16 protein-coding genes and 1 riboswitch are annotated in these 22,311 nt (G+C 59.4%); of the genes, 7 read left to right on the forward strand and 9 right to left on the reverse strand.

Annotation, left to right across the window (positions count from 1 at the left end; genetic code table 11):
- Positions 1-6: 6 nt before the first annotated feature.
- Positions 7-2,085, reverse strand: coding sequence for a putative bifunctional diguanylate cyclase/phosphodiesterase (locus J3P79_RS16315; protein WP_434604176.1), 2,079 nt, complete (start codon positions 2,083-2,085; stop codon positions 7-9).
- A gap of 222 nt (positions 2,086-2,307) precedes the next feature.
- Here J3P79_RS16315 and J3P79_RS16320 point away from each other — a divergent pair, with 222 nt between their 5' ends.
- Positions 2,308-2,949 carry a DUF1345 domain-containing protein gene (locus J3P79_RS16320; RefSeq protein WP_434604178.1) on the forward strand — a complete coding sequence of 214 codons (642 nt, stop codon included), beginning with the start codon at positions 2,308-2,310 and terminating at the stop codon, positions 2,947-2,949.
- A gap of 57 nt (positions 2,950-3,006) precedes the next feature.
- Here the strand turns inward: J3P79_RS16320 and J3P79_RS16325 are convergent, their stop codons facing one another.
- Positions 3,007-4,311, reverse strand: coding sequence for an ATP-binding protein (locus J3P79_RS16325; RefSeq protein ID WP_434604180.1), 1,305 nt, complete (start codon positions 4,309-4,311; stop codon positions 3,007-3,009).
- A gap of 3 nt (positions 4,312-4,314) precedes the next feature.
- Entirely contained in the window at positions 4,315-5,016 is a 702-nt protein-coding gene (locus J3P79_RS16330; protein WP_030141219.1) for a response regulator transcription factor, read from the reverse strand.
- A 297-nt stretch (positions 5,017-5,313) separates the two neighbouring features.
- Here J3P79_RS16330 and J3P79_RS16335 point away from each other — a divergent pair, with 297 nt between their 5' ends.
- Complete coding sequence (locus tag J3P79_RS16335) at positions 5,314-5,757, forward strand: hypothetical protein (protein ID WP_434604182.1); 444 nt, start codon at positions 5,314-5,316, stop codon at positions 5,755-5,757.
- 91 nt (positions 5,758-5,848) lie between these two features.
- Here the strand turns inward: J3P79_RS16335 and J3P79_RS16340 are convergent, their stop codons facing one another.
- From J3P79_RS16340 to J3P79_RS16355, 4 genes are all read right to left on the reverse strand, one after another.
- Positions 5,849-8,182 carry an autotransporter outer membrane beta-barrel domain-containing protein gene (locus J3P79_RS16340; RefSeq protein ID WP_434604184.1) on the reverse strand — a complete coding sequence of 778 codons (2,334 nt, stop codon included), beginning with the start codon at positions 8,180-8,182 and terminating at the stop codon, positions 5,849-5,851.
- A gap of 204 nt (positions 8,183-8,386) precedes the next feature.
- Complete coding sequence (locus tag J3P79_RS16345) at positions 8,387-10,426, reverse strand: hypothetical protein (RefSeq protein ID WP_434604185.1); 2,040 nt, start codon at positions 10,424-10,426, stop codon at positions 8,387-8,389.
- 150 nt (positions 10,427-10,576) lie between these two features.
- Entirely contained in the window at positions 10,577-11,389 is an 813-nt protein-coding gene (locus tag J3P79_RS16350) for a hypothetical protein (RefSeq protein WP_434604187.1), read from the reverse strand.
- Positions 11,390-11,501: 112 nt separating this feature from the next.
- The gene (locus tag J3P79_RS16355) at positions 11,502-12,716 is read right to left on the reverse strand and encodes a pyridoxal phosphate-dependent aminotransferase (protein ID WP_434604189.1); all 1,215 of its coding nucleotides are present in this window, start codon (positions 12,714-12,716) and stop codon (positions 11,502-11,504) included.
- 107 nt (positions 12,717-12,823) lie between these two features.
- Positions 12,824-13,044: riboswitch (cobalamin riboswitch) on the forward strand.
- A 96-nt stretch (positions 13,045-13,140) separates the two neighbouring features.
- On the opposite strand from J3P79_RS16355, the gene J3P79_RS16360 reads away from it, so the two are divergent.
- The 4 genes from J3P79_RS16360 (at position 13,141) to cobM (ending at position 15,249) form a co-directional block, all read left to right on the forward strand.
- The gene (locus tag J3P79_RS16360; RefSeq protein ID WP_434604191.1) at positions 13,141-13,326 is read left to right on the forward strand and encodes a CbtB domain-containing protein; all 186 of its coding nucleotides are present in this window, start codon (positions 13,141-13,143) and stop codon (positions 13,324-13,326) included.
- 11 nt (positions 13,327-13,337) lie between these two features.
- On the forward strand, positions 13,338-14,033 hold the full coding sequence (locus J3P79_RS16365) for a CbtA family protein (RefSeq protein ID WP_434604193.1): 696 nt from the start codon (positions 13,338-13,340) through the stop codon (positions 14,031-14,033).
- Positions 14,030-14,434, forward strand: coding sequence for a cobalamin biosynthesis protein (locus J3P79_RS16370; RefSeq protein WP_434604195.1), 405 nt, complete (start codon positions 14,030-14,032; stop codon positions 14,432-14,434). Before J3P79_RS16365 ends, J3P79_RS16370 begins: the two co-directional genes overlap by 4 nt.
- 68 nt (positions 14,435-14,502) lie before the next feature.
- Complete coding sequence (cobM, locus tag J3P79_RS16375) at positions 14,503-15,249, forward strand: precorrin-4 C(11)-methyltransferase (protein WP_434604197.1); 747 nt, start codon at positions 14,503-14,505, stop codon at positions 15,247-15,249.
- Positions 15,250-15,331: 82 nt separating this feature from the next.
- Here the strand turns inward: cobM and nfuA are convergent, their stop codons facing one another.
- Positions 15,332-15,916, reverse strand: coding sequence for a Fe-S biogenesis protein NfuA (gene nfuA / locus J3P79_RS16380; RefSeq protein WP_003182850.1), 585 nt, complete (start codon positions 15,914-15,916; stop codon positions 15,332-15,334).
- Positions 15,917-16,031: 115 nt separating this feature from the next.
- A complete protein-coding gene (locus tag J3P79_RS16385; RefSeq protein ID WP_434604199.1) occupies positions 16,032-18,323 on the reverse strand; it encodes a fatty acid cis/trans isomerase in 2,292 nt (763 codons plus the stop codon).
- Between the two features lie 156 nt (positions 18,324-18,479).
- Here J3P79_RS16385 and metH point away from each other — a divergent pair, with 156 nt between their 5' ends.
- Entirely contained in the window at positions 18,480-22,190 is a 3,711-nt protein-coding gene (gene metH / locus J3P79_RS16390) for a methionine synthase (protein ID WP_434604201.1), read from the forward strand.
- The last annotated feature ends 121 nt before the right edge of the window (positions 22,191-22,311 follow it).

Here is a 22,311-nt window from a genome sequence, read left to right on the forward strand (position 1 = left end):
GTCGCCTCAGGCGATTGCCACGCGCGGGAACTGGCGGATGTTCTTGAGGAAATGCTCGGCGGGCTGCGGATGCCCCAGCAGATAGCCTTGCAGTGAATCGCAGCCCAACTGCGTCAGGAAGTCCTGCTGCACGTCGGTCTCCACCCCTTCGGCAACGATCCGCAAGCCCAGGGCCTGGCCGAGGGCGACGATGGCCGAGACGATGGCCGCGTCGTCGCTGTCGTGCTCCAGGTCACGGACGAAACCACGGTCGATCTTCAATTCGTTGGCCGGCAAGCGCTTGAGGTACATCAGACTCGAATAGCCGGTGCCGAAGTCGTCGATGGACAGGTCCACGCCCATGTCCGACAACTGCTGCAACACCGTCATGCTCGCGTCCGCGTCACTCATGGCGGTGGTCTCGGTGATTTCCAGGGTCAGGCTGTTGGCCGGCAGGTGGTGCGTCTCCAGCGCCTTGGCGACGCTCTGCACCAAGCCTGCGTGACAGAACTGCAACGCCGAGAGATTCACGGCGATGCGCCAGTCGGTATAGCCCAGCACGTACCATTCGCGCATCTGCCGACAGGCTTCGTTGAGCACCCATTCGCCGATGGGGATGATCAACCCGGTCTTCTCCGCCAGGTCGATAAAGGTGTCGGGCATCAACAGGCCCTGGGTCGGGTGGGTCCAGCGCAGCAATGCTTCGGCGCCTACCGGACGCCCCTTCGCGGCGTCGAACTTGGGCTGGTAATGCAGGCTGAACTGCTTCTGCTCGACGGCGATGCGCAAGTCCTGCAGCAGCTGCAGTTGCTTGCGGGCGTTACTGTTCATCGAAGCGTCGAAAAAACTGTAGCCGTTCTTGCCGGCGCCCTTGGCGTGATACATCGCCGCGTCGGCGTTCATCAGCAACTCGTCGGCGCTCTGGCCGTTACCGGGGTAGAGCGCGATGCCGACGCTGGCGGAAATCTGCAAGTCGTGGTCGGCGACCCGGAACGTACGACCGATCAACCCGACCTGACGTGCCGCCAGACGCAAGGCGTCATCCGGCTCGGCCAGTTGCACCAGCAGCACGAACTCATCGCCACCGATCCGCGCCAAAGTGTCCTGACTGCGCAAGTCTTCACGCAGGCGCAACGCGACGTCCCGCAGCAGCAGGTCGCCCATGTGATGGCCAAAGGCGTCGTTGACCGGCTTGAAGCCGTCGAGGTCGATGAACATCAAGGCGAAACACCCGCCCTGCTCCTGCACCCGGTGCATGGCCTGGCCGATACGGTCCGCCAGCAACACGCGGTTGGGCAATCCGGTCAGCGGGTCGTGCAAGGCCAGTTGCGTCAGCTCGCGATTGGCCTGGGTCAGGGACCTGGCCAACTCAGCAGTACGGGCTTCCAGGCGTGCGTCGAGGATTGAGGTCAGCAAGGCAATCGCCAGCACGGCCAGGGTGGTGATCAGTACCAGATTGTCCAGGCCCTTGCCGCTCAAGCCATCGAGGGAACCGCAAAAACTGCCCTCGCTGAATTGCGCCGCCGCCATGCCGGTGTAATGCATGCCGACGATGGCAACACCCATCACCACCGCGGCGCCTGCGCGGGCCAGGCGTACATGGGGCGTGTTCTGGCGAAGATGAAAGGCAATCCACAATGCTGCCGCGCAGGCCACCACGGCGATCAACAAGGAAGCGCCGAACAGCGTCGGGTCATAATCGATGCCCGGCTGCATCCGCAACGCGGCCATGCCGGTGTAATGCATGGCACTGATGCCGGTGCCCATCACCACCGCGCCGAACGCCAACTGCCAGGCCCGCAGCTGCGGCTGGCTGACCAGCCACAAGGCAAAGCCGCTGGAAAGAATGGCGATCAACAGCGACAGCGCGGTGATCGCCACGTCGTAGCCAAGTTCAACCGGCAACGTGAAAGCAAGCATGCCGATGAAATGCATCGACCAGATGCCCACTCCCATCGCCAGCGCGCCACCGGCCATCCAGAAATGCTTGGCGCGGCCCTGGGCCGTGGCAATACGCCCGGTCAGGTCCAAGGCGGTATAGGACGCCAGGATGGCAACAAACAAAGAAATCGAAACGAGAGCGGGTGAATAGCTACCGATTAGCATGGGTTTTTCTCGTGACCAAAAGGCCGTACTGCGTCCATGCCCGGTTGAAAAGTCGGCGATTGTACACAATCGGTACGGCCGTGCACGGACCGCACATCAAAAAGCCATCATCCTTGGAAAAATTGCGACGAAAGACACTCGGTTCTTATCGACTCCGTTTTGCGGGAGCAACTGTCTCGGATGATTCATACTCCGGGCATCTCCACGCCACAGTGAGCCCCCATGCCACGCCTCGCCCGCACTCATCCACGACTTTCCCTGGCCACGGTCATCGGCCTGGCAGCGGGCCTGTTGATCCCGACGGATTCGATCATCAGCAATATCCTTATCGGCTGGAACACCGGAGTCTGGAGCTATCTGCTGCTGATGTTCTGGCTGACGGTGCGGGCCAAGGCGCCAGATGTGAAGCGCATCGCCGAAATGGAAGACGAGAATGCCGGGCTGGTGCTACTGATGGTCTGCATCGCGGCATTGGCGAGCCTGGCGACCATTACCTTTGAACTGGCCGGCAGCCGCGAGCTGCAAACCGCCGGCAAGTTGCTGCATTACGGCGTGACCGCGCTGACCGTGATTGGCTCATGGTTGTTGATCGGGGTGATCTTCAGCGTTCATTACGCCCGCTTGTATTACACCTGGAACGGCAAGGAGCCGGCCCTGCGTTTTGCCGAGGGACTGACGACGCCCAACTATTGGGATTTCCTGTACTTCTCGTTCACCATCGGCGTGGCGGTGCAGACCTCGGACGTCGGGGTTGCCACGCGGCAGTTGCGCAAGATTGTGCTGGCGCAGTCGTTGATCGGGTTTGTGTTCAACACGGCGATATTGGGGTTTTCGATCAATATTGCGGCGGGGTTGTTTGGGTGACTGTTTGAGGCCACTTCGTGGCCCAGCGGGAGCAAGCTCCCTCGCCACAGGACGGTGTCAGGCTTCAGGAGTTGGCAGCCACAGCCGGAAGCGTGCCCCGCCTAGCGGCGAATTCTCGACCGTCAGTGTGCCGACCTGGGCTTGCAGGGCCCGGCGGCTGATCGCCAGGCCGAGGCCGAAGCCGCCGGTGGCGCGGTCGCGGCTGCGGTCCAGGCGGTAGAACGGCTCGAACACGCGCTCGCGTTCGCTGTCGGGAATGCCGATGCCATCATCGTCGACCCAGATCTCACAACCTTGCTCGCTGACCAGCACACCGACCTGGATGCGTTTCTCGCAATAGCGCATGGCATTGCGCAGCAGGTTCTGCAAGGCCCGGGCGGTGAGGCGCGGATCCAGCACAAAACGCTCCAGCGCCCCGTGCAGCAGCACGTCGATCACCACCTCCGGCGCGGCCAGGTCTTCATCGAGGCTGCCGAGGATACTGTCGATGAACTCGTCCAACGGCACTTCGACCCGCTCAGGCAGCCGCTCCGGATTTTGCAGGCGGCTGTAGGACAACAACTCCAGCACCAACTCGTCCAGCTCACGAATGTGCGCCACCAACCCCTGCAGGCGCTCGCGACTGGCGGTTGGCATGTCCTCCGACAACGCCAGGGCCAAGCCGAAATCGAGCCGGGTCAGCGGCGTGCGCAATTCATGTGACACCGCATTGAGCAAGTCGCGCTGCTGGTTGAGCAGGTTCTCGATGTCGCCGGCCATGGTGTCGAACACATGGGCCAGGCTGCCGATGTTTGAACTTGGCACGATCTTCGTACGCTCACTTAAATGTCCCTTGCCGAAACGCTCGGCGGTGAACTTGAGGCGCTCCAGATCACGCCAGTGCGGCCGCAGCCAGAGCAGCAGGCACGCCAACATCGTAGCGCCGATCAGCACATTGATGCTCCAGTAGAGCCAACTGACATCCGCTGGATCCGGCGGAACGACCATCTTCACCGCCGTGCGCTCGTCCAATGGCGCCGCCGCGAGGGTGCGCCAACCCCAGTCGCCGATGCGCACTACGTTGTCGCCACGCTTGAGGCGCGCCTGCTCGGTGTCGGTGAAGCCCGTGTCCTCGGTGGTCGCCAGCTCGATGCGCAACGGCTCGAACTCCTTGTCCATCTGCGCCGCCAGCGCCGGCCATTGCTCGCTGGGCACGGCGCGGAACTGCTTGACGATCAGGGTTTGCAGTCCGCGGGAATAATCGAGGTTGTACGCCTGGAAGCGCTCATGAAACAAGCGGATCACCAATTCCGGCATCAGGTAGATGGCCGCGCTGTAGGAAACGATGGTGACCAGGTAGAGGCGAATCAGCAGCTTCCACATCGATCAGCATTCCCACTCGGAACGGCTGAACAGATAGCCCTTGCCCCACACGGTCTTGATCTTGCGCGCCTCGCCGGCGTTGTCGTCGAACTTGCGCCGCAGCTTGGAAATCGCCACGTCCACCGAGCGATCGGTGCCGTTGAACTCGATACCGCGCAGGCGTTGCAGGATCTGGTCGCGACTCAGCACTTCGCCGGAATGCCGTGCCAGCACCACCAGCAAGTTGTATTCGCCACTGGACAATTCCACCGGCTGCCCGCGCCAGGTCACGGTGCGCTCGGACAGGTCGATGCACAGGTTGCCCATGACGATGCGATCGTTGACCGTCTGCGGCTCGGTCAGGCTGCTGCGCCGCAACAACGTGCGCACACGCGCCAGTAGCACCCGGGGCTCGCAGGGCTTGGTGACGTAATCATCAGCGCCCATTTCCAACCCCAGCACCTGATCGTGGCTATCGTCCCGCGCGGTAAGCATCAGGATTGGCAAGGTCGCCGAATCGGCTCGCAGCAAGCGGCAGACCTGCAAGCCGTCCAGCCCCGGCAACATGAGGTCGAGAATCACCAGGTCCGGCGGATTGGCCCGCGCCCGCTCTCGGACGTGATCGCCACGGTTGAGCACGCTGACGTGATAGCCATTGCGCTCCAAGTAGCTGGCGATGAGTTCGCAGAGGGCGGCGTCGTCTTCGACGAGGAGGATGTTGGGCATGGGTGGGTCCGCTAAATGTTGTAGCGCCTGGCAGGGCCTCATCGCGAGCAAGCTCGGATAGCGGCATGGCAGGCGCAGAAAATCTTAAGTTGCCAAGGATATACACCCGCGTTCGCCCTTGAACAAAACCCTTACACAATTTCACACAACCGCTCCAATCACAAAAACCTGGCCTTGGATAGCTGTAATGTCTGACAGTTTACAGATTGTCTGGATCGGCCTTATATGAATTACCCAGGCGCACGGCATCGCAACTTGTCGACTGGACTCTCCCACCCAAGCATGGAATCTTTACTCATGAGCATCGCAGCCAGAAAAGCAGCCATCTTTGCAACCGAGGTGAACTTCACGGCAAACCTCGAGGACAACAGCAGTTTTAATGCCTCTGTAACGAAACTCGAAAGCTCTACGACACCAGGACGTGGCGATATATGGGTTGTGGTAGCGACTGAATGGGTGGGCGGTCGGCCCAGGACGTTCACGATCACGTTCTCTAAAGATAAGAACCAAGCAACAAACGAAACCGTCACAGACCAAGACCTCCATGCAACCCTGCACTTCAATGACTATAACGACCAGGAAAACCCGACATATCAGAAAGCACGCTCAGGAACGATCAGCTATTTCCTCGATCCTACAACTCTACATTTCAGCGGATCATTCCGAGTGAATATCGATAAGTCTGATGGCACGGGTCGGTATGCATGCGCAGGCGAATTTGAAACTGACCTCAGCAGATAAAATTAATAAAAAAAGCCCCAATTTTAGACTGGGGCTTTTTTATTGGTGCTTAGCACGTGTGAATCAAATCAAACCAAGCGTTGTTCGGAGACTACCATTTGAATTGCAGGCCGACGGTACCTGCAATCGGCATCTCAATGCCCTTGCCATTCATATATTCGACTTCTGCGTGGGCCTGCCAACGCTTCGACAAGTTGATAGCGACACCCGCGCCAAGTTCGGCACGAGATCCGGAAAGATCATTATTGAACACATTGTTGTTGACCTTAACCTCATTGTTTTTTGAAAACTCATGGACCAACGCCGCTCTGACGTAGGGCTGCACTGTCGCTCCGTTGCGCAAGTTCATGTCTCGCCCCACCGTCATACCCACCTTGCCAAGCAGTGAGTAGGTGCTATCACCCTCGGCCCTCAAACCATTGCTCAAGCGATAGTCCTTGCCGTCAATAGCCACAGCTGACCAATGGGTGAAGGGCTCGATGAAGTAGCCATCGTCGAGCTTGATGTTACGACCAACTTCCACCGAACCGCCAAGACCACTGTTGTCATAGTCACCCTTGGAACGCTTACCGTCACTCATGCCAACCTTGGCGTCATTCTGGAAGCGGTTAAGTTTGAGCACGCTATCAACGTAGTAGCCGCTGACATCATCCATCCAAGTCAGGTAGGTACCCAGGTAGTAACTTTTTATCGTTCCGGAAGTGCCTCTATGCAGGTCCAGGTCCGAAGTGCTGTGTCCCGCCATGACACCCCACAACCATTGCCCGTCCCCCAAAGGCAGGGGCGCATCGGCCCCCAGCGTGAAGCCCTGCTGGACCTGGCGGTATCCCGCGCCGAAACTGTCCGATACGTTGTATTTGTTGCCATACGCCCTCATCCAGGCACCGGATTTCTCCGAGTTGAAGCGCAGCTCACCCATCCGGCTACGCAATGAAGTCAGCTCCCCATACCAGACCGTCGGTGCGGTATTGAATAACGCCATGACTGCGCGAGTGGAAGGGCTGACACCTCGAGCCGTTGGATCGAGGAACCAATCGTTGCCACTGGCACTTTGCTTCAGCCCATAAGTAAAGGTGCCCAGATCGACTTCACCACCCGTGTTCGCCAGTGAGAAACTGGCGTCGCCACCATTGGTGTTCACGACTTGAATCGGTTGGCCGCTGGCCGGATCGATGCCACTGCTGGAGACCAGCAACTGATGGCTGCCAGTAGCAGTCCCCGTTACGTTGATCACATCGGTCTGGTTTGTCGCAAAATCGGTACTCACGACAAACAGACCATTGCCAGATAAATTGTCTATGTTCAATTGGTAGAACGCGTTATCGGCACCCAATCTTACCGTTCCGCCGCTTAGAGCCAGATCGCCGACCTGACTGTTGCCTGTCATGGTCCAACTTGATTGAGCGTCGATGCTGGCCTTCGCTACGTTGGTCATGATGCCGGTCAGCTGTGAACCTTGCTGCAACGCCACTGTCGCGGTGCTGCCCGCATCGGCTGTGATATCCCCGGCCAAGGAGCCTTGGGTGAACGACAGCGCAGTGACACTGTTGTCGGAAACCAGAACGTTGCCCGTCAAATCACTACGAGCTACATTCATGGCTACATCAGCCGCGCCCTTTACTTCGAGAATCGTCCCGTTGCTGCCGGTCAGCGTCGAACCGTTAAGCACATCGATCCGCGTGGTCGGGGCGGAGCTACCCGCGTAATCCACGACAATCGCAGAACCGTTTCTGCCCTCGATACTCGACTGGTCCAGTTCCAGCTTGCTACCAACCGACACACCGCTTTCAAGCCCTAGTTCGACGCCATTCTGCCCGCCGATGATACGCGTTCCATTGCGGGCAAAAGCCGTACCGCTTAGCAGCGAGAGGCCGAAGCTCGTTGCGCCCGTTCCTTCTACCGTTGAATTCGAGAAGGTCAGGGTGCTGAAGGCCGAAGCTCGGGCGCCACCCGTGACGCCAGTGAACGAGCTGTCGGTGGCCGACACGGTCGAGCCGGTGGTTGTACCTACCTGACGGGCGGCTGACAAAGCCAGTCGATTTCCGGTGACGGTGCTGCCGCTGATCGTAGCGGTACTGTTGACGACTTGAACCCCGGCCACCCCGCCTTCCCCCACGACCGTCGTTCCGGACAGGTTTACCGTAGATCCCTGCTGGGCACTGATTCTTCCGGTGATGGCCCCGCTAGCATTAATCGTCGATTGGAATGAACTGATATCAAGCGTCTGCGCACCATTCACGTTCAAGGTGGAAATATTGGAGAGCGACCAAGTTTCCAACGGATAACCGTTCGTGATGGTCTGACTTTGCCCGTTCAATGTACCGGCAAGCGCTGGCTCAGTAAGCAACAACAAACAACACAACGAAGAACTCCCCAGACAGAGCGCCGTCCCTGATCTGCCTTCGACATATTTGACTAGCTGCATAAAGTATTACCCACATTCTGTCACCCCGTAGAATGACGAAGCTGATTTTGCGAGCGCACCGCTCACCCGGACGGCCGGTAAACTACAGCGCAATGTCGCAATTTTATGTAGGACAAATCCTGTAACGTGTAGGGATTTTTCTTCATCCGAAAAAAATACGAGGATCGAGAGAATCAATTCCCACGACCCTCAAACAGATACCGACTACTGAGTAGGCGTTCCCTCGCAGTAGTGATAACTGGTATTGAGCAGGGAAACTTCGTTGAAGAACTCAAGCGACCGTGTATGCACCCCTTCGATAGTAACCTCGTACCAGACCTTAATGTACCCATTAGGCATACCAGAGTCATGAGTCGGCTGGATGGGTTTGATTTTTGTCAGGTAAGGCTCTATCAATATCTCAAATGTGTTCCCTGGTTCGTTGCCGAGGATAGTATAGGTGCCGGTATACTCCGTATTAGGAACGATCTCCAAGCCCGCCGCATCTTTTGTTCCATGGGACTTTACGGTAACTACCGTACCGATAGGCATGTAAGCCGCACCGATCTCTACAGTGACAGGCAGCTCATAATTATATAAAGGGTTAATCTGCGGACGCCGGAGAGAACGACAGGAAACCAAACTACCCGTACCGTACGTTGCAACTATCGGGGGCGGCATTTCAACTCTGACCGCATCTACCTGGACGTCTGTGGGCAGTGAACGCATAACGTTACGTCCATCTTTTTCCTCGATAGTCCAGTGGGCTTTTTTAACGCCAATACCAACGATGACAGAGTCAGGCATCTCAAAGGTCAACGCCGATACCGGTCCGGCCGTTAATTCTTCGCTATATACCTCCGTCCCATCGAACCATAACCGAGCGACCTCATCGCCAACCGGCACCCAGGTACTCGCTGCATCGACCATGGGCGTGCTGATGGTCGCGGGTTTTCCACGATCTTCTGCCGTAATATGGTTCAGGGTGCCTGAATCGCCCACCACAGTGACCTTTTCCATATTCGGATTTTCCAAGCCGGGGAAAATCGGATTTATGGGTCCTCGGTAACTAAAATCCAGGGCAGATGCCGTGGGATTAGACGGAACCAACGATTCAACGCCCCGTGAAAAATCATACTCCGCAACTATCGGAAGTTCTACGGTTGAACTTCCCCAAAGCACAAGGAGCCTGGGAGTGGAGACGACGAACTGAAGTCTTTTGTTGGGTGTAGAATCACCTAACTCCTGGCCCGTCAGTGCAAACCATGTATTCCCATTCTCATTACTAACCTTCGGTAAAATCAGATCACTCGGCTGACCATTAACGGTGTAAGGCACTTCTACAAACACAGGGCTTTCCAGATCTGCCAGATCTATAACATCCGGCAGTACACCCTTTGGAATGACAGCATCTTGAAGAGCAGGTCGTGGCCTGCGACGAACAACAAATCCACTAGGAAGGGACTCCTCACTGAGATTGCCAACTATATCTTGCAGCACGTACCAAATGTAATATTGACCATCCAGTTGAGGAATCTCGGCAGTAGGAATCGACACTTCGCCCGACGAGGATAACGCCTGGGCATGTATCACTGTTCCGTTGCCCAACCCAGCTCCGGCATAGACAGTAATATTATCGTCCGAGCGATACCAGTCGTAACTTGTGCTGACCTTCAAATCGAGTGTGCTGTTGTCCGCAAGCCATTCATCATCAATGATTTGTCCTGCTGCCAAATTATCAAATGATGCAGCCTCCGGCCTAAATCTATTATTTGAGCGCTTGTCATGTTCAGGGGCGTATCGATCAATCTCTGCCGGAAACCATGTCGAGTAGTCTGCATTTTCGTCCGCACCTTTATAAACCACAAACATATACTCATAAGTCGTCGATCCTTTTGTCAAATCGTCGTCGGAAAGACCAGCAGTCGGCACCTCGATTTCCTTGGTAGGGGGGCGACCGGCTACGGGATCAAAGTCACCCTCTTCAACTAACACGGGCGTCGAACCCGACTTACGCTGAAAAAGCTCATAAGTGTCGTCGTCATGGGGCACCGGAATATCGCTGGTTTGGAATCGTACTATCATCTTTCCGGAGTCCAGCACCGTTTTCGGGATCAAATTGTCTACGATCTGATCGACGATTTCTGGAGGGTCCAATAGAATCCCTGAATCGACCGTCGAGGTGCGTAACGCCGCCCTGGAACGCTCAGCAACTTCCCTTGGCGTCAGCACTTCACCGTCGACACCCACACTTGTATTGGTCATTTTTTTCTCCATCAAACTTAACTTAATAAGGCCCGCCAAAATCCGTATAGAGACTCAACCGGCGCCACGCCACTGAATCGAATGCAGCGACAACTCTTAACTACTGTGTCACCCCGCGACCAGACCTTTACCGCACACATATTTCCCTTTCTAGGCGAATCCCCCGCAGGGCATTGGCTCCCCGGGAATTATCCGGTCTATTCTGACCAGGCCCATCTTCGATTTGCCTTTAGGAACACCATTTCGATAAACCGTATATTGCGCAATACCGGAATTGTTATTCACCATAGGTTTTACATAGGGCACGAAAGGAATTTCCATGACAAATCCATTGATCGCCTCGCTGCCACTTATCGTTTTGCGAAACTCATAGATGGGCGTCAGTGCCGGAGGACAGCCGTTCAAGGAACTAAACCCCTGCCATTCAAGGACACACTCGTCCTGCCTGCTGAAAATCGATTCCGGCGCGATTAACACCCTGACCTTTTCCCAGATCGGCACGGGGGAAGCGCAATTGAGATAGCCCCATAAATTGCTGTCCGGGAAGGTCGGCTCCGCCAATGTCGGTACAAGTACCGGTGTATGATCAATCGTCAGCTTGCGAATCGGCGAAGGGTCGAAGTTTGAGTTGGCGCTATGCACTAACAGGTAACGAATCTCGGCCGTACCGTCGACGCTCATCATCAGCGGTGTTATCGAAAACGTAAACTCCGGCTGATCATCTACCTGATAATATCTGTTGTTAAAAATTACCGTTTCTGTTGGCGGATTTATTGGCTGCTTCCAATAAACCGTAAGCTCGGAATATATTCCGGGCTGCGCTGGAAAATCGGCCCAACGCGTTATTCTTCCGGTCGTTCCGTTAGTCAGCTGCTCCAAAGGAATACGACCTTCCGGGTCCAGATCACTCACGCCATCTATGCGCAAAGCTACAGCTCTGACTTGACTCTTAGGTTGTGCCATTTTTATCGCGCTCCGGATAAATGTGCGGTAGCGCACATTGTCTAGCGAAGTCTTCGATTCAATTAGGCGCCGGGCATATCTATTTGCCTACTGTCATATCTGACAGGTCAACCTACCGTTCATCGGCCGGCGTCCCAAAGGATACGCCTTGGGCTTCTCTAATTTCCGCGGCACACTGGGCAATTCGCTCGCACGCCTTCGCCAATGCCATCCTCCCCACCACCAACCCAATCCGAATATGCCCCGCCGCGCTCGGCCCAAACGCGTCGCCAGCGAGCACCGAAACGCCATAGCCGTCCAGCAGCCGTTCGGCAAATGCCTGGGCTGCCAAACCGGTCCCACGTACATCGACCATTACGAACATGCCGCCGTCGGGTCGTAGAGGGTTGAGGCCCGGGCAATCAGCAAGCGCCGCGCACACCAGGTCTCGGCGCTGGCGATATTCCTCACGCATCCGCGCCACTTCAGGCAGATCCTGGTCCAGCGCAACCTGGGCCGCACGCTGGACGAAGTCCGGCAAACCAAACAGCATGCACAGCGACAGGTTCGCCAGGTGCTGGGCCAGCGGTTCGGGACCGATGGCCCAGCCGACGCGCCAACCGGTCATGGCGTGGGATTTGGACAGACTGTTGATGGTCACGGTGCGCTCGGCCATGCCCGGCAGTCCGGCAGGGCTGATGTGTTCACCTTCGTAGAGCAAGTCGCTGTAGACCTCGTCACTGATCAGCCACAGGTCATGGTCGATGCACAGCCGCGCCAAGGCTTGCCAGGTGGACATCGGCAGGCTGGCACCAGACGGATTGTTCGGGCTGTTAAGGAGCATGGCGCGGGTGCGCGCAGTGATCAGCCGAGCGACGTCGTTCGGCTGGACGCGGAAGCCGTTTTCCGGCGTCACCGCCACCGGCACCACCTTCGCCCCGCAGGCGCCGAACACCGCTTCATAGGTGACATACATCGGCTCGGCGACGATCACTTCATCGCCGGGGTCGAGCAGGCATTGCGCGACGGCATAGACCGCGCATTGGGCACCGGGCAGCACCGTGACGTGCTCGGCGCCCACCGGTTGGCCGCAGCGCTGTTGATGGCGCCGGGCGATGCTCGCGCGCAACGAGTGCAGGCCTCGCGTATCCGAGTAGTGAGTATCGCCGGCCCGCAAGCTGGCGACAGCGGCCTCGACGATCGCGGGCGGCGTGTCGAAATCCGGATCGCCCACCGAGAGCAACAGCACGTCCCTGCCCTGCTCCCGCATGGCCAGCGCCCGGTCGTGAATTGCCCAAGCGGCGGCGCCGTCACCTGTGATGCGTTGGGTCAAGGCTGAGAAGCGCATGTCATCTCCTTGTGAGCGCGGTGTTCAGCCTCAACCCTATCTCAAATCCCGAAGCACGCCACCGTTTGGGCTGCCTTGCACATTGACGCCTCGCCCTCGCCCATGGTCTCCTGTGCGCCTGTTTGGGTGCCCTTCACAGGGTGAAACGGGAAACCGGTGAATCGTGTGCTTTACTTCAAGCCCACGTCAGTCCGGTGCTGCCCCCGCAACGGTAAACGAGCGAAGCGTCGAATCCACTGTGCATGCGCATGGGAAGGTGACGTTTGCAGGCACGGCTCAGGCCCTGCCCCTCGTGAGCCCGGAGACCGGCCCATGACTCATTTTCAACAAACCCGCGGTGGGCGGGCGCTGTTCGAATCCCGGCGAGCCTTCGCCCGGGTTTTCATTGCGCTCGATCCGCCCGCTGACACCAGAGGGAAGCGCCATGTCGACCATCAGCAGCACCGCCACCACCAGTAGCACCGTCACCTTGAGCCAGCGCCTGGGTGCGGCGGTCCTCGCGTCGTTCCTCGGCACGGGCCTGGTCTATTTCGCCGGTTTCTCCCACATCGAAGCGGTGCACAACGCGGCCCACGACACACGGCACAGCGCCGCGTTCCCGTGCCACTGAGACCCAACGACATGATCAAGCGTATTGCGCAAACCGCTGGTTTCAGCGGGCTACTGGCCGCCCTGCTGCTGACTCTTCTACAAAGTTTTTGGGTATCGCCGCTGATTCTCCAGGCGGAAACCTTCGAGAACGCGCCGGCCACCGAGGTCCATGAACACGCCGCTGGGGCTGGACACACCCATGACGCCGAAGCCTGGGAACCGGAAGACGGCTGGCAGCGCGTTCTCTCCACCACAGGCGGCAACCTGGTCGTCGCGGTGGGTTTCGCGCTGATGCTGGCGGGCTTGTACACCTTGCGTGCGCCGACGCGCACGTCGCAAGGTTTGCTCTGGGGCCTGGCCGGCTACGCCACCTTCGTCCTGGCGCCGACCCTCGGCTTGCCACCGGAACTGCCCGGCACGGCGGCGGCGGATCTGGCCCAGCGGCAGATGTGGTGGATCGGCACGGCAGCGTCCACGGCGGTGGGCATCGCGCTGATTGCGTTCGGCCGGCATTGGCTGTTGAAGGTACTGGGCCTCGCCATCCTGGTGACGCCTCATGTGATCGGCGCGCCCCAGCCCGAAGTGCATTCGATGCTGGCGCCCGAGGCACTGGAAAGCGAATTCAAGCTTGCCTCGCAATTGACCAACGTTGCGTTCTGGTTGGCCTTGGGCCTGATCAGCGCCTGGCTGTTTCGCCGTGGCACCCAGGCCCACCACGACGCATGAACGGCAAGCCGATCCTGGTGGTCGGCCTCGGCTGCCAGCGCGGTTGCCCGGCCAGTGCGTTGCGGGCATTGCTTGACCAGACTTTGCAAGCCCATGGCATGTCGCTTGATCAAGTCCAGGCGTTGGCCAGCATCGATCTCAAGCGTGACGAACCGGGGCTATTGGAGCTGGCCGGCCAATTGTCGTTACCGCTGAAGTGTTTCAATGCCGAGGAACTGGCTGGCTATAAAACACGACTCAGCCATCTATCCGAGATTGCCTTTGAGCGTACGGGCTGCCACGGCGTCGCCGAAAGCGCGGCCCTGGCGCTGGCTGACCGATTGGGCACTTCCCCGGCCACATTGCTGATTACCCGTCAGAAAGCTGCGCAAGCCACACTGGCATTGGCGGCGATTTCGTAACGCCCGATAATTGCCGCCGCAATCATGAGCGCCGCTCATGCAACCCCACTTTCAACAGGAAACCGGTCATGACCGTCTTCTTCATCGGCGCCGGCCCCGGCGACCCCGAACTGATCACCGTCAAGGGCCAGCGGCTGATTCGCAGTTGCGCGGTGATCATCTATGCCGGCTCCCTGGTGCCTGCCGCCGTGCTGGAGGGCCACCGTGCCGAACAGGTGGTCAACAGCGCCGAGCTGCACCTGGAACAGATTGTTGATGTGATCAAGGCTGCCCACCTCAAGGGCCAGGACGTAGCCCGGGTGCATTCCGGCGACCCAAGCCTTTACGGGGCGATCGGCGAGCAGATCCGTTGCCTGCGCGAACTGGGCATTCCTTTCGAAATCATCCCAGGCGTGACCGCCACTTCAGCCTGCGCCGCCCTGCTGGGCGCCGAGCTGACGTTGCCCGACGTGTCCCAGAGCGTGATCCTGACCCGTTACGCGGACAAGACCGCCATGCCCACGGGAGAAGCGCTGGCCAGCCTGGCGCAACACGGGGCTACCATGGCGATCCACTTGGGAGTTAATCATCTGGAAAAAATCGTTGATGAGCTGCTGCCGCACTATGGCGCGGATTGTCCGATAGCGGTGATTCACCGGGCGACGTGGCCGGATCAGGATTGGGTTATGGGGACGCTGGAGGACATCGCCGGGAAGGTGCAGGCCAAGGGCTTCAGGCGTACGGCGTTGATTTTGGTGGGACGGGTGTTGGGCAATGATGTTTTCAGCGAGTCGTCGTTATATCGCGCCGGGCATGCGCATCTCTACAGACCCTGAATCAATCGATCAGGCGGCAAAAAACATCGTGGCGAGGGAGCTTGCTCCCTCGCCACGATGTTCTGCGCGCAGCGAACGCCTATCAGTAGTAGGCGTTTTCTTTCTGCGTGTGGTCGGTCACGTCGCGCACGCCCTTGAGTTCCGGAATGCGCTCGAGCAAGGTGCGCTCGATGCCTTCCTTCAAGGTGACGTCGGCCTGGCCGCAGCCCTGGCAACCGCCGCCGAACTGGAGCACGGCGATGCCGTCTTCCACCACGTCGATCAGCGAAACCTGCCCGCCGTGGCTGGCCAGCCCCGGGTTGATTTCGGTTTGCAGATAATAGTTGATGCGCTCGTTGACCGGGCTGTCGGCGTTGACCATCGGCACTTTCGCGTTCGGTGCCTTGATGGTCAGTTGCCCACCCATGCGATCAGTGGCGTAGTCGACCACCGCGTCGTCCAGGAAGGCTTCGCTGAACGAGTCGATGTACGCGGTGAAGCTCTTGAGCCCCAGTGCGGTGTCCTCGGGTTTTTCTTCCCCAGGCTTGCAGTAGGCAATGCAGGTCTCAGCGTACTGGGTGCCGGGCTGGGTGATGAAGATGCGAATCCCGATACCCGGGGTATTCTGCTTGGACAGCAGGTCGGCCAGGTAATCGTGGGCGGCATCGGTAATGGTAATGGCGGTCATGGAAACTCCTCGCAGGCTTGCCGGCAGTTTACGCCAATCATCGCGCCGGACAAAGTCCCAGTATTTTTGTCAGGAAAGCAGCCGACGGCGCAAGGGCCCGCCGTCGGCTGCTTGTTCAGAGGTTCTGGTACCGATTCATGTCCAGTACGCCGGCTTCCACGGGGTCGGTCTCCTGGATGTATCGGCTCAGGTCGTGAAAATACTGCCAGAACTGCGGGTGACTGCGCCGAATCCCCCAGCGCTCGACGATCCGCTCGAATGCCGCTGCGTCCGGCGCGCGTTCCATGGCATCGACGAACGCCGGCACCTGCCCGGCGGGTATGTTGAAGATGAAATTGGGATAGCTGCTGAGCACGCCCGGGTAGACGGTCAGCGTGTCCAGCCCCGGCTGGTAGCGCCGCTCCTCGCCCAGCAGGAACGCCACGTTGCTGTGGGCGCGGTTGCGCAGCAGGCTATAGACCTCACGACGACCGCCCGCGGTTTCGACGCGCAGCATCGTCGCTTCCGGCAACTGGTCGATCACCTTCAAGCCCGCCGCCGGGCGCGACACCAAGCGACTTAACGCCTGCTCGGCGTTTTGCAGGGTTGGATCGATGTTCGGGCGCGAACAATAGGCGCCGTCGCAGCGGTTGATCGGATCGGGGCGAGCGTTCAATTCGCCATAGCGGGCCAGCAATTGCAGGGCGAAGTCGCGCTTGGGGTCATGCTCGTCAAGCTTGAGGGCGGTCGGCTTGTCATCGTCGATCGCCTCGTAATCGAGCCACATCTTGAATTTTCCGCCGTCCTGGTACCAATCGTCCAGGTAGCCTTCGCGGGAGTCGGCCGGCATCAGGCGCAGGAAGTTCTGCTCCGCGCCGTTGCGGATCAAGTCGAAATACAGCCGGGTCTGGGCCTGGTGGGACACGTTGCCGAACACGTCGAAATTCACCGCCAACTGATAATAGGTGCGCTCCAGCAACGGAAAGTCGAACAGCCACATCGTCTGCGGCACTTCGCCGATCAGGCCCTTGTCGACCGAGGCACTGTCGAAGTGCCGGAAGATGCTCAACAGCGCATTGTCATTGCCCGCCCACAGCGTCGACCAGCTCGGCGCCGGCGCATCGGCATAGACGTCGCGGCGCAAGGCTTCGTACTCGTTGCGCTTGTCCCGGTAGTCGAGCCACAGGCTGACGACGCTGCCCACATCGTCGTTCTGCCCTGGCATCGCCAGTAAAGGAGTGGCCTGGCCGCGATAGTTCGGATCGGTGATATAGAGGTCATGTTCGGGCGCCTGGAACAACGCCCAGAAGTTGTCGCGAATCACGTCCGTGGCGATTTGGCCACGGCACACGGGACCGCGGATAAAAGTACGCACAAAATACTCGGCGTTATCGAGCATGAACTGGTAACGGGCCTGGGCCGGGATCGCTTCGAAAGTGGAAAACGGGTTGGCCCGGCGCTCCGGCCCATAACCCGGTAATGCGCTGACCTGCCACTTGCCGCTGTAGAACAGACTCTTGATCCGCGCCATCTTCGCCGCGCTCAGGCCATAGGTGATGTGGGTCTTGTGCACGACCACCCCTTGCACAGGCCAGAGCCGATAATAAATGCGGGTACCGGGGTCATCGTTGGGGCGACGAGTGTTGATCAGGTCGATCGGTTGGCCGGTGGGCGTGCGCGAACGCACCCACTGGAAGAAATGCCCCGGCTCGCCGCCCTTGAAATAGATGTGCGCCAAAAACCAATGCTCGAACAACCAGCGGCCCACCAGGCTTTCCCGCGCACCGGGGGCGTTGAGCAGATTTTCCCATTGCACCACCTGCAAGGCCTCGGCGGCGCTCGGTGCCAAGGCCTGTTGGTCGATAGGCGCGCCGGCGGCCAGCCAGCGTTGCAGCGTCTGGTATTGCTGATCGGTCAGGCCAGTGACCGCCAGGGGCATGCCTTCCTTTGGATGGATGGCCGCGTAGGCATCAAACTGGTCTGGCATCGGGCAACTGTTGTCGCGATTGAGCCCAAGCACGATGTCTTCGGGCAACTTGGCGTTGGGCTGCAATGGCGTGTTGTGCCCCAGTTCCAGCATGCGGGCCATTAACGCAGCCTGGCTACCCTGGGCATCGATCACCGAATAGAAACCCTTGCGCTGCCAGGCTCGCTGGCCGGAAGCGTCATAGAACAAGCGGGTCGGGTCGGCGGCCTGGCGTCGCTCGCCGTCGTAGACCGGCAACTTGCTCGCGCCACGGAGCGCGCCCTCGCCACTGCCCAGGTTCAATTGGCAGGCAGAGTCGTAGCAGGCATGGCAAGCCACGCATTTTTCCGTGAAGATCGGCTGGATGTCGCGCGTGTAGGAAATCGCGGAAGCGGGACTCCCGGCGGCTGCGGTAAAAGACAACAGCAGCAACAGACTGCCGAATAAGACGCGGTACGGCATGTCTCGGGTCCCGAAGAGGTATTCCCGAGATTCTACCGGGCCAGCACCGCCTTGCAAACATGAGCGACTTTCATGCAAAAGCCTCACATGATCAAATCCTGCGCAGGTTTGCTATTATCCCGGCCTTCGTAATGGTCTTTTTTTCCGGGTAGTCCTATGTCTGATCGCAGCGCTCGCCTTTATCTTCTCCAGCAAGCCCTCAAGGAACGCATCCTGATCCTCGATGGCGGCATGGGCACGATGATCCAGAGCTACAAGCTGGAAGAACAGGACTACCGCGGCAAGCGCTTTGCCGACTGGCCGAGCGACGTCAAGGGCAACAACGATTTGCTCGTGCTCACCCGCCCCGACGTGATCGGTGCGATTGAAAAAGCCTACCTGGATGCCGGCGCCGACATCCTGGAAACCAACACCTTCAACGCCACCCAAGTGTCCCAGGCCGACTACGGCATGCAGGGCCTGGCCTTTGAGCTGAACCTGGAAGGCGCGCGCCTGGCCCGCAAAGTGGCCGACGCCAAGACCCTGGAAACGCCGGACAAGCCGCGCTTCGTCGCCGGTGTGCTCGGCCCGACCAGCCGCACCTGCTCGCTGTCGCCCGACGTGAACAACCCAGGCTACCGCAACGTGACCTTCGATGAACTGGTGGAAAACTACACCGAAGCCACCAAAGGGCTGATCGAAGGCGGCGCCGACCTGATCCTGATCGAGACCATCTTCGACACACTGAACGCCAAGGCCGCGATCTTCGCCGTGCAAGGCGTCTATGAAGAATTGGGCGTCGAGTTGCCGATCATGATTTCCGGCACCATCACCGACGCCTCCGGCCGCACCCTCTCCGGCCAGACCACCGAGGCGTTCTGGAACTCGGTGGCCCACGCCAAGCCGATCTCGGTCGGCCTGAACTGCGCCCTCGGCGCCAGCGAACTGCGCCCGTACCTGGAAGAGCTGTCGAACAAGGCCAGCACCCATGTGTCGGCACACCCGAACGCCGGCCTGCCCAACGAATTCGGTGAGTACGACGAACTGCCGGTGGACACCGCCAAGGTCATCGAAGAGTTTGCCCAGAGCGGTTTCCTGAACATCGTCGGCGGCTGCTGCGGCACCACCCCGGCGCACATCGAAGCCATCGCCAAGGCCGTGGCCGGCTACGCGCCGCGGCAGATTCCGGAGATTCCCCGGGCGTGCCGCCTGTCGGGCCTGGAACCGTTCACCATCGATCGCAACTCGCTGTTCGTCAACGTCGGCGAGCGAACCAACATCACCGGTTCCGCCAAGTTCGCCCGGCTGATCCGCGAGGACAACTACACCGAAGCCCTGGAAGTGGCCCTGCAACAAGTCGAGGCCGGCGCCCAGGTGATCGACATCAACATGGACGAGGGCATGCTCGATTCGAAGAAGGCCATGGTGACCTTCCTCAATCTGATTGCCGGCGAACCGGACATCTCTCGCGTGCCGATCATGATCGACTCCTCCAAGTGGGAAGTGATCGAAGCGGGCCTCAAGTGCATCCAGGGCAAGGGCATCGTCAACTCCATCAGCATGAAGGAAGGCGTCGAGCAGTTCATCCACCACGCCAAGCTGTGCAAGCGCTACGGCGCCGCCGTGGTGGTGATGGCCTTCGACGAAGCCGGCCAGGCCGACACCGAGGCGCGCAAGAAAGAAATCTGCAAGCGCTCCTACGACATCCTGGTCAATGAAGTCGGCTTCCCGCCGGAAGACATCATCTTCGACCCGAACATCTTCGCCGTCGCCACCGGCATCGAAGAGCACAACAACTATGCAGTGGACTTCATCAACGCCTGCGCCTACATCCGGGATGAACTGCCGTACGCGCTGACCTCCGGCGGCGTGTCCAACGTCTCGTTCTCGTTCCGCGGAAACAACCCGGTGCGTGAGGCGATCCACTCGGTATTCCTGCTGTATGCGATCCGTGCGGGCCTGACCATGGGCATCGTCAACGCCGGCCAACTGGAGATCTACGACCAGATCCCGGTAGAGCTGCGCGACGCCGTGGAAGACGTGATCCTCAACCGCACCCCCGAGGGCACCGATGCCCTGCTCGCCATCGCCGACAAGTACAAGGGCGACGGCAGCGTCAAGGAAGCGGAAACCGAGGAATGGCGCGGCTGGGAAGTGAACAAGCGCCTGGAGCACGCGCTGGTCAAGGGCATCACCACCCACATCGTTGAAGACACCGAGGAGTCGCGGTTGTCGTTCGCCCGGCCGATCGAGGTCATCGAAGGCCCGCTGATGGCCGGCATGAACATCGTTGGCGACCTGTTTGGCGCCGGCAAAATGTTCCTGCCGCAAGTGGTCAAGTCCGCCCGCGTGATGAAGCAGGCCGTGGCCCACCTGATCCCGTTCATCGAGGCGGAGAAAGGCGACAAGCCGGAGGCCAAGGGCAAGATCCTCATGGCGACGGTCAAGGGCGACGTCCACGACATCGGCAAGAACATCGTCGGCGTCGTGCTGGGGTGCAACGGCTATGACATCGTCGACCTGGGCGTGATGGTGCCGGCGGAAAAAATCCTCCAAGTGGCCAAGGATGAAAAGTGCGACATCATCGGCCTGTCCGGCCTGATCACCCCGTCCCTGGATGAAATGGTGCACGTGGCGCGCGAGATGCAGCGTCAGGATTTCCACCTGCCACTGATGATCGGCGGCGCCACCACCTCCAAGGCCCACACGGCGGTGAAGATCGAGCCCAAGTACAGCAATGACGCAGTGATCTACGTCACCGACGCTTCCCGCGCCGTGGGCGTGGCGACCCAACTACTGTCCAAGGAACTCAAGCCGGCGTTCGTCGAGAAAACCCGCCAAGACTACATCGACGTACGCGAGCGCACCTCCAACCGCAGCGCCCGCACCGAGCGCCTGAGCTACCCCGCTGCCGTGGCCAAGAAGCCGCAGTTCGACTGGAGCAGCTACCAGCCGGTCAAGCCGACCTTCACTGGCGCACGGGTGCTGGACGACATCGACTTGAACGTCCTCGCCGAGTACATCGACTGGACGCCGTTCTTCATTTCCTGGGACCTGGCCGGCAAATATCCGCGCATCCTGACTGATGAAGTGGTCGGCGAAGCGGCCACCGCGCTGTACGCCGATGCCCGGGCGATGCTGCGCAAGCTGATCGACGAAAAGCTCATCCGCGCCCGCGCCGTGTTCGGCTTCTGGCCGGCCAACCAGGTGCATGACGACGACCTGGAAGTCTACGGCGACGACGGCAAGCCACTGGCGCGCCTGCATCACCTGCGTCAACAGATCATCAAGACCGACGGCAAGCCGAACTTCTCCCTGGCCGACTTCGTCGCGCCGAAGGACAGCGGCGTCACCGATTACGTCGGCGGCTTCATTACTACCGCCGGCATCGGCGCCGAAGAAGTCGCCAAGGCTTATCAAGAAGCCGGCGACGACTACAACTCGATCATGGTCAAGGCCCTCGCCGACCGCTTGGCCGAAGCCTGCGCCGAATGGCTGCACCAGCAGGTGCGCAAGGAGCATTGGGGTTATGCCAAGGACGAAAGCCTGGACAACGAGGCGCTGATCAAGGAGCAATACACCGGCATCCGCCCTGCCCCCGGCTACCCGGCCTGCCCGGATCACACCGAGAAAGCCACCCTGTTCCGCCTGCTCGACCCCGAGGCCAGCGAACTGAAAGCCGGGCGCAGCGGCGTGTTCCTTACCGAGCACTACGCGATGTTCCCGGCGGCGGCGGTCAGCGGCTGGTACTTCGCCCATCCCCAGGCGCAGTACTTCGCCGTGGGCAAGATCGACAAGGATCAGGTGCAGAGCTATACGGCGCGCAAGGGTCAGGATTTGAGCGTGACTGAACGTTGGTTGGCGCCTAACCTGGGCTATGACAACTGATGTAAGGTCTTTTCAGACTAAATTGATTGCGGCCTTCGGCGGCGCCTTGGATTTACCGTCCTATAGAGCTGCCGAAGATCGCAATTTTCTTTAAAGGCTTTTATATAATTAAAAGCCTTTC

This window comes from Pseudomonas sp. R1-7 (assembly GCF_051132105.1).
Classification (GTDB): domain Bacteria; phylum Pseudomonadota; class Gammaproteobacteria; order Pseudomonadales; family Pseudomonadaceae; genus Aquipseudomonas.

Coding starts and splice junctions, on each gene's coding strand:
- J3P79_RS16315 (WP_434604176.1), bottom strand. CDS start 2,085: ATGCTAATCGGTAGCTATTCACCCGCTCTCGTTTCGATTTCTTTGTTT.
- J3P79_RS16320 (WP_434604178.1), top strand. CDS start 2,308: ATGCCACGCCTCGCCCGCACTCATCCACGACTTTCCCTGGCCACGGTC.
- J3P79_RS16325 (WP_434604180.1), bottom strand. CDS start 4,311: ATGTGGAAGCTGCTGATTCGCCTCTACCTGGTCACCATCGTTTCCTAC.
- J3P79_RS16330 (WP_030141219.1), bottom strand. CDS start 5,016: ATGCCCAACATCCTCCTCGTCGAAGACGACGCCGCCCTCTGCGAACTC.
- J3P79_RS16335 (WP_434604182.1), top strand. CDS start 5,314: ATGAGCATCGCAGCCAGAAAAGCAGCCATCTTTGCAACCGAGGTGAAC.
- J3P79_RS16340 (WP_434604184.1), bottom strand. CDS start 8,182: ATGCAGCTAGTCAAATATGTCGAAGGCAGATCAGGGACGGCGCTCTGT.
- J3P79_RS16345 (WP_434604185.1), bottom strand. CDS start 10,426: ATGACCAATACAAGTGTGGGTGTCGACGGTGAAGTGCTGACGCCAAGG.
- J3P79_RS16350 (WP_434604187.1), bottom strand. CDS start 11,389: ATGGCACAACCTAAGAGTCAAGTCAGAGCTGTAGCTTTGCGCATAGAT.
- J3P79_RS16355 (WP_434604189.1), bottom strand. CDS start 12,716: ATGCGCTTCTCAGCCTTGACCCAACGCATCACAGGTGACGGCGCCGCC.
- J3P79_RS16360 (WP_434604191.1), top strand. CDS start 13,141: ATGTCGACCATCAGCAGCACCGCCACCACCAGTAGCACCGTCACCTTG.
- J3P79_RS16365 (WP_434604193.1), top strand. CDS start 13,338: ATGATCAAGCGTATTGCGCAAACCGCTGGTTTCAGCGGGCTACTGGCC.
- J3P79_RS16370 (WP_434604195.1), top strand. CDS start 14,030: ATGAACGGCAAGCCGATCCTGGTGGTCGGCCTCGGCTGCCAGCGCGGT.
- cobM (WP_434604197.1), top strand. CDS start 14,503: ATGACCGTCTTCTTCATCGGCGCCGGCCCCGGCGACCCCGAACTGATC.
- nfuA (WP_003182850.1), bottom strand. CDS start 15,916: ATGACCGCCATTACCATTACCGATGCCGCCCACGATTACCTGGCCGAC.
- J3P79_RS16385 (WP_434604199.1), bottom strand. CDS start 18,323: ATGCCGTACCGCGTCTTATTCGGCAGTCTGTTGCTGCTGTTGTCTTTT.
- metH (WP_434604201.1), top strand. CDS start 18,480: ATGTCTGATCGCAGCGCTCGCCTTTATCTTCTCCAGCAAGCCCTCAAG.